Below are 12,414 nucleotides of genomic sequence, written 5' to 3'. Positions count from 1 at the left end.
GACAAGCCTACTATTTTGATTCGTCGTGGCCTCAGAATCAAAGCCTTACGCAAATTCCTCGATCTCGCATCAATTCTTTGGTCTCGTGGATGCTGTATTGCCCGAAGTGAAAAATGCTTGCCGCCAAGGCCGCATCCGCTTTCCCCTCGAGAATCGCGTCGGCTAAATGCTCTGGGCTACCCGCCCCGCCGCTGGCCACCACGGGGATCTTCACCGCTTCGCTAACCGCTCGGGTCACTTCCAAGTCGTAGCCATCCTTGGTGCCGTCGCGATCCATACTAGTCAGCACGATTTCGCCAGCCCCAAGCTGTTCAACCTCTTTCGCCCAACTAACTGCCTCTAAGCCGGTCGGGGTTCGCCCTCCATGAATGTGGACTTCCCATACCTCTTGGCCATCCTTCTGGACACGTTTGGGATCGATATTTACCACAATACACTGACTGCCAAATCTCTTGGCGGCCTGACGGACGAACTCAGGGTCTTTGCACGCGGTGGAATTGATCGAGACCTTATCCGCACCTGCATTCAATAAAGCGCGAATGTCCTCCATCGTGCGAATTCCACCGCCAACGGTCAGCGGCATGAAAACCACTTCAGCCGTTCGACTTACGACATCTAAAATGATATCACGCTGTTCGTGACTGGCAGTAATATCGAGAAAAACGAGTTCATCCGCGCCTTCACGCTCGTATCGCGCAGCAACTTCAACCGGGTCGCCGGCGTCGCGCAGCTGAACGAAGTTCGTTCCTTTCACGACACGCCCCTGATTGACGTCCAAACACGGTATCACACGGCTGGCCAACATCGATGCTAACCGCAGCTTTCAGAAAGAGTTGCAAGGAAGATCTCGAACCCAGAAAAGGGCCCGTAGAAAGGCAAATCTACTGTAAGCCGGACAAGCGACAGGGTCAACTAACCCCACTTGAATGGGGAGAGCTGTGGAACATCTCCGCGATACCGACTTTCCAGCGAAACTTTCATGCGGAACATCAAGTCCGCCACTTCGTACGGATCCTCCATACACTCCTTCTGAGAATATTGCTTGCTTGGGTCACCGGAGAGCGATAGCTTGGTCTCACGAAACAAGGTTTCCCCCATCTTAAAAAGGTGATCCCCACCATGCGGTCCCTGCTCCTTCTTCCGCTCTTGGCGATCCTGCTCTCACCGCTCGAATCCTTTGCTGAGAAAGAAGATAAGCCGTCGTTCGTTGCTTTTCCCATCGAGACCGGGCTGCAACAGAAACTACTAGAAACGACCGACGCGGACATTTACTTAGAGATCGACGGCGATCCGATCTCTGCCGACAAAATAGTCCGACCTGAATACGTTCTGGGGCCGCAAGTTCAAGCTCGTTTACGGGAGATCGTCCACGATCAGATGCTTACATCTCCCCGCGTCTACGTCAAAGTTTCGGTGACCGAGTACTTCGACGTTCGCAAACTGACTCAGCAAATGAAAAAGCGTTTTGCGGAAACCTCGTTCGAGCCGAAGCTCCGCCTCAAAGGCACCGTCCTGGAAGGTGGCGGCACCCGCTTCGCGGATAAGCCCGATTTCACCTTGCCCAATCACACAACGAAGACCTTAACAGACCTACGTCTGGCTGGTGACGGCTTCGAGGCGTTTCGCGTGACCTCGCCCCTTGCCCGCCGCTTGACCTATGGGGCCGACATCTTCGTGATTCTCGACGAACCGATCACGCGCGATTTTCAGGCATTTCCGCCAATAGTGGTCGCCCAGTTGAAAGAAATCGTCGACGAATTGGCCCCTCAGGCCCGTGAAAGCCTTCTGCTGCGATGCCAAACAACGCGGGATGGCCAAAAAGCAGTCGAAGAATTTTGCAGCAGAAATTGGGACCCAAACGACCCCTTCGGGGCCTCTCTACCTTCGCCGGCCGACCAGTTCGCGAAACAACTTGGTTTTAAACAGTGCCGCGTCGGAACGCGGATCATGGGAATTGCCCTGGAAGATCTTCTCGGGAAGAAGGCTCCTAACTTTCAGCTTCAGAACCAGGACGAGCAAGAGGTTGACCTACACGAGTTCGCCCAAGGCAACGTCACCGTGCTGAACTTCTCTGGCATTGCCTGTGCTCCTTGCCAACAAGAGGCACCTCACCTGACCTCGCTGCAAAAACAATTCGCAGACCAAGGTGTGAAGGTAATTTCGGTGAACGGTTACGACGAATCGCCGGAAGCAATTCGCCAGAACATCAAGCAACTCGCGCTGGAGCACCCAATCGTCGTCATGGGAAGTAAAATTGCCCGAGAAAAGTACACCGTCACCTCGTATCCCATGACTTTCTTCCTCGACCGGCAAGGCGTCATCCGCGACTACCACCACGGCTTCGATAAAGGAGACGAAGTAACTCTACAACGTAAAGTTGAGAAGCTATTGGAGCACTAACGACTAAATATAGTCGTCCCACTGCGGCCCAGCCGAGCCAGCCCCAGCAAAGCTGTCTTCAACTAGCTGACATTCGGGCAGCGCCTTTAAGAAAGCTCGTCCGTAGCCTTTGGTTTGAATCCGTGGATCGAGGATGACCACCATTCCCTTATCGGCATGGCCACGGATCAAGCGGCCAAAGCCTTGGCGGAGCTTGATGATCGCTTCCGGCAGTTGATACTCCGAAAAAGGTTGCCCCCCTCGCTCTTTGATTTGATTCAACCGAGCTTGAAGGAGCGGGTGATCGGGCACACTGAATGGAAGCTTAGTGATGATCACGTTTTGCAGGGCATCACCAGGAACATCAACTCCCTGCCAAAAGCTGTCTGTACCGAACAATACCGAGCCTGGCGTCTCTTTGAACTTTTGCACCATTTGCCCACGTGGCATCCCATCGGACTGGCTGAACAGTGTGTATCCGTTCTGTGTCATCCAACGCGAGACCCGTGAGGCACAATTCCGCAACATGTCGTAGCTAGTAAAGAGTACAAACGCGTGCCCTTGAGTCTGCTCGACATATCGCTTCACCATATCTGCCAAAGCCTGGTCGTAGTCGCGACGGTTGCCAGGATCAGGCATTCCCTTGACGAGAACCAGCTTCACATTCTTCTTGTAATCGAAAGGGCTGCCTACCGTTAGTGCATCGTTTCGCATCAGACCTATGCGATCGCGGAAGAAGTCGAATCCATGATCGGGCGATGCCGATAACGTAGCACTCGTCAAAATCACGCTGTCGACTTTTTGGAACAACTCCTCCCGCAAGACTGGGCCGACTTCGATCGGTGTGGCGAATAATTTCACACGACGATACGGCCCACGCTGCTGGCTGCTTTCTACCCAGTAGACCGTCCGCTCCATCTTCTGCATCCGCCAGGCTTCGATTGAATCGGCCATCAGGAAGATGCGATCGGACAAACTATGGAAGTCTTGTCGAGTTCCCTCTTCTTCGAAGCGATCTCCTTCCGCTTTGACCATCGAGGCCAGTTTGGCCATGGCCGGCGAAAGCACGTTCGGCACGAGTTCGGGAACAGTTACACGACCATTACCGCCAGGGTTTTCCTCGAGCCAACTATCAAGTTCATTAAAAAATTGCTGCGCTCGGTAACGCGTATGAACCACCTGATTCATCGCGTCGGCGCACTCATGATGCACCAGCAGCCCCTTCTGGGTTCGTTCGTTGAAGAGTTTGTTCAGCGCGAAATCAATTTGCGTCGACGTGACCGACATCCCAAGGTGGTCGCCAGCAACCCCTTCCAAAGTATGGGCTTCGTCGAAGATCACCGCGTCATACGAGGGAAGCAAACTCACGCCCCCACGTCGTAAAGCCATGTCACTGAAGAAGAGAGCGTGATTCACGATCAGCACTTGGGCGTTTTGCATTCGCCGCCGGGCACGATAGTAGAAGCAATCATCGTAAGTGGGACACTTTCGTCCCAAGCAATTGCCGCTGTCGCTTGCGATTTCGTCCCAAACTCCCACCGCGGGACGAAAGTCGAGATCGCTGAGCGAACCGTCGGCGGTCTCTTTCGACCACTTCTTGAGCGTTTGAATCTGCTCGGTTTCTTCATCTTTGGCAAACAGACTCGCGCTTCGTAGTGAGGCAGATCCCAGCCGGCGAAGACTAACGTAATTGCCCCGCCCTTTCGCCAAAACGGCAGTGAATTCCAGAGGAACCGCGGCGTTGACCAAGGGAATATCTTTGGCGAGCAGCTGCTCTTGCAGGCTGATTGTATGGGTCGAGATGACGATGCGCCGCGACTTTTCGCCGTTCCCCTGCTGCCCGCAAGCCCACAGAATCGAAGGCACCAAGTATGCGAAACTCTTTCCAACGCCGGTGCCTGCCTCGACGACCAAGTGACGATTCTTGGCGAGCGCCTGGCCAACCGCTTCGGCCATGGCCATCTGCTCAGGGCGATCTTCATATTGTTGCAATCGGCGGGCAATCAGTCCCTCAGGACCGAGCACATCGCCGATGGTCAGGTTATCCATCCGTGATTTGTATAGCCAAAAAGTGGGAATCGTTGGTTCACCAATCCTTCACTCTATCGGGATTCGCAGCGACTGCCCACCACAAGCGGAAAACTGCTGAACCAAGCTGGAGTGACTACGCGTTTTGGAATAGACTGAGAATCGGTCCTACTCTCCCCCTCTTGTCGCTATCCGCTGCCGTCTAGAGAAAGTCATTCCGAAGATGCCGATCGACTTCGATTGTGCTGTTTGCAAGCACCGGATTCGTGTCCCGGATGGGGCCGAAGGGAAGCGAACCAAGTGCCCCAAATGTCACGCAATTCAGCCAGTTCCCTCCGGTCAGGAAGATGAATTCCGTTTGAAGGACTCGGAGTTCGAAGATAAATCGCAGGCCAAACCTTCTTCCACCAGCTTAGATGACGTCTTTGGTACGCTACCCTCGAAAGCTCCGCCAAAACCAGAACGAAATCCTTACGGCGACAACGACCAGGAAGAAGCTCCCAATCCCTACGCCGCGCCGGCAACTTACTCGAGCCAAGTCGGTGCGAATGCGGCCCGGGCGGAGGCCTTGGAAAAGATACAGACGCCGGCGCTGATTTGCGTCATCCTGACCGGGCTGGGCATCGCGACGAACTTGGTTTTTTTGATCATCATGACCATCTGGACACTTTCCGCGCCGGACGCGGCGAATGCTGCGGTCACGGTGGGGATTCAGACGGTGATCATTGCATTCGCGACCGCCATGCAGGGACTCGCCCTTTACGGAGCTTTCCAGGCCCGAGATTTGAAGAACTTCGGTCTGGCTTGGGCCGGATTTATTATCGCCCTACTTCCCTGCTCTTTTCTGTGCATTCTGACGATACCTATCAGTGTGTGGGGTATGATGGTGTTATCTGACGGAAGTGTTCAGCGACAGTTTACGTCATAATCGCCACCCCCTCCCGCCTCCGACACCCTCTGGATAGGCCGTAGCTCATGCCGATTAGCTTCCGCTGTTCAAGCTGCCAAAGTACGATCCGCGTTCCTGATGGCACCGAGGGTAAAAAGACCAAGTGCCCGAAGTGCGAGGCAATCCAGCGAATCCCTGAGGCCCCGCCGATCACTCCCCCGCCGGCAACGCCTCCAGAGGAACTTGCCAGCAAACGCGAGGAAGAGAGTGAAAGCTTATGGGCCAGTCTGGAAAGCGAACCAACGTCAACAACCGCCAGTACGAGCCCGAACCCTTTTGGGGATGGCCCCGACCCGTTTGGAGCTCCTAGGCAAAACCCATACTCTTCGCCAGCAGTGCCAGGCCATAATCCTGGTTCTCGCGAATCGGCACGTGCGAAGCTAATGGGGCCGTTTATCGGCGTGCTGATCTCGACCATACTCGGTGTATTGTTGGTCGCGGTGAGTGGTGCCATTCAGATCGCAAACCTCAACGAAGTTATCGCAGCGCAAGATTTCGATACCGACGCCGAGCGTACTGGCTTCCTTTTTGGATTTTTTGGTTTCTACGCGGTTATTTTCTGCGTTGGATTGCTAACAACTATCGCGATGCTCCGTGGATTTGCGATTCGCAGCTATGGATTCGTCTTCACTGGATTCATTTTGGCCATGACTCCGTGCGCCAACTTTTGCTTCTGTTTTCTTGCGATGCCGTTTTCGATATGGGGCATCGTCGTCATGCTCGATGATTCCGTCAAATCAGCATTCCGCCTTCCTTAGCTAAGTTTTCCGAGAGAAAGTCCAATATGCCGATCAGCTTTCGCTGTGAAACCTGTCGGCGATCTATTCGTGTTCCGGATGGATCGGAAGGGAAGCCGACGCGCTGTCCCGATTGTTATTCGATCCAACTGATTCCTTTTCCGGCACCTTCCAAGCCGTCACCGAAGAAACAGAAGAAGACCGCTCAACCTGGAGAAGTGGAAGACCCGCTGGGAATTACAGGCAAAAATGAGTCACGCTGGGAACCAACATATCCCCGCAACCCTTCAACAGAAGATAAGCCGGCGAACAATTTCTCACCTCCAACCTCCACTTCGACCGCCCCTCCAGAACTAACGAACAATCCGTTCGCCGATGTTGAGGCGATCGCTTATGAGGGGGGTATCACAGCGCCGTACACGACAACAACTACCGACGATGAGATGTGGATGCACGAGCGTGCGGGAAAGGGACGTCAAACGCTCGTAGTCCTCTCCGTCATCCTGATGGCTATTTCGACGGCTATGATATTCCTTGCCTTAGTCGTACTTGCCGCTCGTGTTGTTAGCTTCATTGGACAACCATTTCAGGATCCGCGTTGGGTCGCGCGTTTGGCTGGGGGCATGATTCTCGTTGGTCTACAAGTAGCTACACTCTTTGCATTGAATGAAGCCAGACGACTTGGGAACTGGACTTCAGCCGTGACAGGCATGATTCTATCCTTGCTTCCATGCTGTAATCTGACGACACTTCTCTTGATTCCGGCATTCCTCCCTATCTGGGGTCTAGTTCTGCTTTTCCGCCCAGAAATCAAAGCCCAATTCATCAGCCATTGGGACCACTCGCCCGAATGACACCATGCCGTGGGTGTGTTAAAACTAGGTTTCCGTATTGAACTTACCCCCATAGCTCGTTCAGTTCTCACAATCGAGGAGCATTGCCCCCATGGCTACCAACGGTGACTTGAATCGTAAACTACGCATGGCTTTGGTTGGTGGCGGATCTGGTGCCTTTATCGGCCGCGTCCATGCCACTGCCGCCGTGCTCGACAACCGCGCCGCTTTGGTTGCCGGTGCCCTCAGCTCGAATCCCGAGCGAGCCAAGTCTTCAGCTCCCGATTACGATATTCCAGAAGATCGTGCCTACACCAGCTATCAAGAGCTGATCGAGAAAGAACTCGCTCTACCAGAAGACAAGCGAATCGACTTCGTCTCGGTGGCAACGCCAAACCACATGCACTTCCCTGTCGCTAAAGCGGCTTTGGAAGCTGGCTTCAATGTGATCTGCGACAAGCCAATGACGCTCACCTTGGCCGAAGCGGAAGAGCTTTATCAAGTCGTCGAGAAGTCAGGCGCCGTGTTCGCTGTCTCGCATAACTATACCGGCTATCCTTTGGTTCGCATGGCCCGCCAAATGATCCTCGATGGCGAGTTGGGCGAAATCAACGCGATCCGAGTTCAATATATCCAAGGTTGGTTGCGAACTAAGCTGGAAGACGATGCCAGCCAAAAGCAAGCCGCTTGGCGCAGCGATCCAGCCAAGAGTGGTGCTGCTGGGGCTTATGGTGACATTGGTACCCACGCTTACAACTTGGGCCGCTACATGACCGGTTTGCTGCCAGACAAAGTGAGCTCGCACCTGGCCACGTTTGTCGAAGGCCGCAAGCTAGACGACTACGGCACGACGGTTATCCGTTACGAAAACGGCGCCCTCTGTACGCTGACCGCGTCGCAAATCAGCCATGGTCGCGAGAACGATCTGTCGATCGAAATCGACGGTACCAAAGCCGCCCTTAGCTGGCGTCAGGAAAACCCCAATGAGATGATCATTCGCAAGAACGGCGAGCCCCACAAGATCTACACGCGCGATCCAAACGCCCCTTTCATGAACGCCGCTGGCGTGGCCGCCTGCCGCATTCCTTCCGGTCATCCCGAAGGTTTCTTCGAAGCGTTTGCCAATGTCTATCGCGCCGCCTTCGATGCGATGGCTCTGCGAGCAACTGGCAAGGACTTCGAGAAGAAGGATACCATCTATCCCAACATTCACGATGGCGTCGAAGGAATGTACTTCATCCAGCAGTGCGTCGCGAGCAGCGGTCAGGACGGTGCTTGGTTGCCGCTGAAGCACGAAGTAGCTCGCCGTTAAGCTATTTCGATTTCGATGAAAAAGTAAACGCCGCTGCCTGGCCTGGGCGGCGGCGTTTTTTCATTCTCTTCCAGGCTCACTTCGGAAGTCTCCTCGATGAAGATCGAACACTTTGCCCTTCAAGTTGCTGATCCGATCGCCGTCGCGCGCTGGTACGTCGTCCACTTGGGCATGACGATTCAGCGCGGCAGCAAAGAGCCACCATTCGCACATTTCCTGGCCGATGATGGAGGCCAGATGCTGATCGAGATCTATTACAACGACAATTTCGATGTCCCCAATCAAGCAAATGTTCCGCCAGCACATTTCCATCTGGCTCTCGTGAGCGATAACATAGAGCAAGACCGAGCCCGGCTGATCGAAGCGGGAGCCAAAGAAGAAGACTCGATAAACACTCAGCCTAACGGCGACTTGGTTTGCTTTCTGCGCGATCCGTGGGGCTTGTGCCTGCAACTGGTCCAACGCGTGGAGAAATTGCTCGTCTGAACTTATCCGCCTCCCTCCCTGAAAGTTCCTGCCATGCGATACGTCGCCACTCTCATTCTGACTGCCTCACTGTTCGCCGGAAATGTTTTTGGCGGCGACTTAAAGTTCGAAGGGGAACAACTCGAAACGAACCTCGGAGTCGGTTACGCAGTGCGACTGCTCGATATGAATGGGGACGACAAACTCGACATCTGCATCGTCGACCAACGCCGTGTCCTTTGGTTAGAAAACCCGAGCTGGACCGAACACGAAATCGTAGGAGACGGCCAAACCAACGCGGATAACGTCGCATTCGCGCCACACGACATCAACGGCGATGGACAACTTGACTTCGCCCTAGCCGCCGGCTGGGGTGGTGGTAACACGCCACGAGGGACGATTCAGTGGATCACTGCAGAAGGTGGCAAGGGAGATCACTGGGCGGTTCATCCGATTCGCATCGAGCCCACGACCCATCGCATTCGATTTGCCAACGTCTTAGGAGATGCCAAGCCAGAATTGATCGTGGCGCCACTGTTCGGACAACGGGATCGCGAGCCTGGCGTTCGCCTAATTGCTCTGGAGATCCCTGCCAATCCACAGCAGGACGAGTGGCCCGTGCACTTGATCGACGACTCGCTCCCCGTGATGCACAACTTTCTGCCGATTGACTTCACCGGCAACGGCCAGATCGACATTCTCTCGGCCAGCTACGAGGGAGTTCACCTGCACGAGCGTCAGGAGGATGGTAGCTGGAAAAAAACTCAACTAGGCAGTGGCGACCAAGAGTCGCGGCCGAGCCGTGGAGCAAGCGAGGTCAAAGTCGGCAAGCTGGCCGATGGTAGCAAGTATATTGCCACGATCGAGCCTTGGCATGGCAATAAAGTGGTCGTTTACACGAAGGACAAGGACAAGCCACTGCACAGCCTGTGGAAGCGTTATGTCCTGGACGATCAACTGCGTTGGGGACATGCCGTCTGGTGCACAAACCTGGATAACGACGCAGATGACGAGCTAATCATTGGTGTACGGGATGACGAAAGCGATAGCACGCGTCGCGGGCTACGCCTGTTCGATCCGGTTGCCGCCGATGGCTCTGAGTTCAAACGTACGGTAATCGACCCAGGTGCTGTTGCCATCGAAGATCTGGCCGTGGCCGACCTCAACGATGACGGAAAAGCCGATGTTGTTGCCGTCGGACGCCAGACACACAATGTCAAAATCTATTGGAACAAAACTCAATAACCCAAGCACATAACTCAACAACATCGAGAAACACCGTCGTTTCCGACCTTTTTTATTGCAAAATTTCACCATCGCCCGATGAATCTGGCTGGGTAGCGTTACACTAGGACGCTCCTGCCAACCCACTTCTCTCTCCCCACATTTAATGCAAAGAACACGATAGGATTAGTCCCGATGAGTAAAGTTCGTTGGGGTGTACTTAGCACCGCGAAAATTGGCACCGTGAAGGTCATCCCTGGCATGCAGAAGAGCGACTTCTGCGACATGGTTGGCATTGCCTCGCGATCGCTCGAGAGCGCCCAAGCGGCAGCGGACAAGCTAGGCATGCCCAAAGCGTACGGATCGTACGAGGCCTTGCTGGAAGACCCCGACATCGATGCGGTTTATATTCCCCTGCCCAATCACATGCACGTGCCGTGGGCTGTCAAAGCGATTCAAGCTGGCAAGCACGTACTCTGTGAAAAGCCAATCGGCTTAAGCGTTGATGAAGCACGCCGCTTGCAAGAGATCTCTGACAGCCACCCCGAACTCAAGGTGATGGAAGCGTTCATGTATCGCCACCATCCCCAATGGCTCAAGGCGCGAGAGATTGTTCGAGAAGGTGGAATCGGTACGCCGGTCACGATTCAAAGCTTTTTCTCCTACTTCAACGACAACCCGTCCGACATTCGCAACAATGCCGAGTGGGGCGGTGGTGGCATCATGGACATCGGCTGCTACCCGATCTCGGTCTCTCGCTTCATCCTGGAAGGAGAACCAGAAAAAGTGATGGCCTCAGTCACGCGAGATCCAGAATTTAAGACCGACGTGGTTGCCTCCTGCATGATCGATTTCGGCGGCTTGATCACGACATTCACCTGCGGCACGAAGCTCGCCCCGTACCAAAGTGTTCACATTCACGGGACCGAGGGACGCGTTGAACTGCAAATCCCGTTTAACGCTCCCCCTGATCGTCCATGCATCTTGTGGCATCAAAGAGGTGAAGAGATCACCGAGATCGAGATCCCCACGGCAGATCAGTACACCTGCCAAGGTGATTTGATGTCGCAAGCTATCTTGAACGACACCGAGGTGCCCACCCCGATCGCAGATGCCGTGGCCAATATGGAAGTGATCGAAGCGATCTTCCGCAGCGAACGCTCTGGCCGCTGGGAATCGGTTAGCCACGTTCTGGTCGACTAAGCGACGCCACAATCAAGACGTGAACGCGAGAAGAGCGGACCCGCAGGTTCGCTCTTTTTTTGTGTCGAGTTCACACCTTCCGTGCGCAGGCCAGCAGAACATTCGCTTCAAGTTGCTGGAGGCACGCTGGCGTCAAGTCATCAATCTTGATCCAACGCCGCGTTATGTCGACTTTCGCGGAATCAATTCCATGATGATAAAAGTGATGCATCACGCCGATCCATCGCGCGGCGTCTTGCTCGATGACCCTCTTTGCAAACGCAATCCATCGATCAAGCTCTTCCCCAGTCGTGGCGTGACGAGCTTCCCATTCACCTTTTTTTCGCACGCGGTCTTGCTTCTGCTGATCGATCCAGCGTTGAATCTTGGTTTCGCTCCAGCCTAGTTTCCGAAACTTCTTAATATCGCGGCTTCGATCTCCTAGCTCATCATCGGGAGCTGCTTCGCGAGATGCACGTCCCACTTCTGATCCGCAATCGCACATGCCCCAGGTCGTGAAGAAGTAGGTTTCACCGCGTTCTAACTGGTTCACGATGAAAGCATTGCCAAGCGGCTCCCATTTAAGCCGTGACTGCCTGGCAAGATGGCGGACCAGTTCTCCGTTGCCACCCGGCGCCATCGTCGCTGTATTGAATTGACACATGATGTCCGAGTTAGTCGTTGCTGAGAGGATCGGGATGATTTCTAAGGTATTTCGCAATCTCCGATTTCGCTTCCTCTCGGGCAGAAGGATCCTTCCAGACAAAGACCATGCGCCTTCCCTGCCGAAAGCAGTCAGCCTTTGCGAAATCGGCTTCCTTCTCCCTCCAGATCGTATCGATCACCTTAGGTTCGCGGAAGCAAAGAACATAGATTCCAATTTCGTCGCTCGGCTTTCGGTCGTGGTAGATCGCGATCCCTGCGTGATCGACATCTTCTCGCATCTGCCTTGGGGAAACTCCCATCATCTTGCACAGGAAGGTCAAGACGGCCTGATCGCGCGTTGCCAGAGGAGACTCCTTAAACGGAGAACCTTCTGGCGGATCGTTTACTTTCATCAGCACGACCCCATCCGGTAGCTTCTCTAATGGAATAGTCAACCAATCCCGTGTCTGCTTCAGCGGCTCCTTTTCGTCGGCAACAACGGTCGCTCCAGGTAGCAGAATCACCGAAAATACGACTAAGTTAGCGATTTTCCGGCAATTAATCGAAGCACTCATTGAACGATCTCGCAGCTAAGCCTACGAATTACAATTAAGCCAAAATGAAGCCATCTCCCCACTTCAACGCGTAATCAACGTTGAG

The 12,414-nt window shown here is 54.2% G+C and carries 13 protein-coding genes; 8 read left to right on the top strand and 5 right to left on the bottom strand.

Going from position 1 to position 12,414, the window contains the following annotated elements; genetic code table 11:
- Nucleotides 1-37 precede the first annotated feature (37 nt).
- On the bottom strand, nt 38-805 hold the full coding sequence (gene hisF / locus C5Y83_RS20985; RefSeq protein WP_105331688.1) for an imidazole glycerol phosphate synthase subunit HisF: 768 nt from the start codon (nt 803-805) through the stop codon (nt 38-40).
- Between the two features lie 107 nt (nt 806-912).
- Complete coding sequence (locus C5Y83_RS20980) at nt 913-1,098, bottom strand: hypothetical protein (RefSeq protein WP_105331687.1); 186 nt, start codon at nt 1,096-1,098, stop codon at nt 913-915.
- A 21-nt stretch (nt 1,099-1,119) separates the two neighbouring features.
- Between C5Y83_RS20980 and C5Y83_RS20975 the strand changes: the two genes are divergently transcribed.
- Nucleotides 1,120-2,400, top strand: coding sequence for a TlpA family protein disulfide reductase (locus tag C5Y83_RS20975; protein WP_146117857.1), 1,281 nt, complete (start codon nt 1,120-1,122; stop codon nt 2,398-2,400).
- Nucleotides 2,401-2,403: 3 nt separating this feature from the next.
- On the opposite strand, the gene C5Y83_RS20970 is transcribed toward C5Y83_RS20975, so the two are convergent.
- A complete protein-coding gene (locus tag C5Y83_RS20970; protein ID WP_233207301.1) occupies nt 2,404-4,428 on the bottom strand; it encodes an ATP-dependent DNA helicase in 2,025 nt (674 codons plus the stop codon).
- Nucleotides 4,429-4,630: 202 nt separating this feature from the next.
- On the opposite strand from C5Y83_RS20970, the gene C5Y83_RS20965 reads away from it, so the two are divergent.
- The 7 genes from C5Y83_RS20965 to C5Y83_RS20935 all read left to right on the top strand — a co-directional run bounded on the left by C5Y83_RS20965 (nt 4,631) and on the right by C5Y83_RS20935 (nt 11,130).
- Nucleotides 4,631-5,335, top strand: coding sequence for a hypothetical protein (locus tag C5Y83_RS20965; protein ID WP_105331685.1), 705 nt, complete (start codon nt 4,631-4,633; stop codon nt 5,333-5,335).
- A gap of 47 nt (nt 5,336-5,382) precedes the next feature.
- Nucleotides 5,383-6,114, top strand: coding sequence for a hypothetical protein (locus C5Y83_RS20960; protein WP_105331684.1), 732 nt, complete (start codon nt 5,383-5,385; stop codon nt 6,112-6,114).
- A gap of 26 nt (nt 6,115-6,140) precedes the next feature.
- Nucleotides 6,141-6,947 carry a zinc ribbon domain-containing protein gene (locus C5Y83_RS20955; protein ID WP_105331683.1) on the top strand — a complete coding sequence of 269 codons (807 nt, stop codon included), beginning with the start codon at nt 6,141-6,143 and terminating at the stop codon, nt 6,945-6,947.
- Between the two features lie 91 nt (nt 6,948-7,038).
- A complete protein-coding gene (locus C5Y83_RS20950) occupies nt 7,039-8,238 on the top strand; it encodes a Gfo/Idh/MocA family protein (RefSeq protein ID WP_199195083.1) in 1,200 nt (399 codons plus the stop codon).
- A gap of 96 nt (nt 8,239-8,334) precedes the next feature.
- Nucleotides 8,335-8,724, top strand: a complete 390-nt coding sequence (locus C5Y83_RS20945) for a VOC family protein (RefSeq protein WP_105331682.1) — start codon at nt 8,335-8,337, stop codon at nt 8,722-8,724.
- Nucleotides 8,725-8,757: 33 nt separating this feature from the next.
- On the top strand, nt 8,758-9,948 hold the full coding sequence (locus C5Y83_RS20940; protein ID WP_199195082.1) for an FG-GAP repeat domain-containing protein: 1,191 nt from the start codon (nt 8,758-8,760) through the stop codon (nt 9,946-9,948).
- Between the two features lie 174 nt (nt 9,949-10,122).
- Nucleotides 10,123-11,130: a Gfo/Idh/MocA family protein gene (locus C5Y83_RS20935; protein WP_105331681.1), complete on the top strand. Its 1,008-nt coding sequence runs from the start codon at nt 10,123-10,125 to the stop codon at nt 11,128-11,130.
- Between the two features lie 70 nt (nt 11,131-11,200).
- On the opposite strand, the gene C5Y83_RS20930 is transcribed toward C5Y83_RS20935, so the two are convergent.
- Nucleotides 11,201-11,773, bottom strand: a complete 573-nt coding sequence (locus C5Y83_RS20930; RefSeq protein ID WP_105331680.1) for a hypothetical protein — start codon at nt 11,771-11,773, stop codon at nt 11,201-11,203.
- Between the two features lie 10 nt (nt 11,774-11,783).
- Nucleotides 11,784-12,329, bottom strand: coding sequence for a hypothetical protein (locus C5Y83_RS20925; protein WP_105331679.1), 546 nt, complete (start codon nt 12,327-12,329; stop codon nt 11,784-11,786).
- Nucleotides 12,330-12,414: the final 85 nt, after the last annotated feature.

Origin of the sequence: Blastopirellula marina (assembly GCF_002967765.1) — a bacterium.
GTDB classification, from domain to species: domain Bacteria; phylum Planctomycetota; class Planctomycetia; order Pirellulales; family Pirellulaceae; genus Bremerella; species Bremerella marina_A.
The sequence above is the reverse complement of the archived record's forward strand: the minus strand, read 5'-3'. Positions and strand labels throughout refer to the sequence as shown.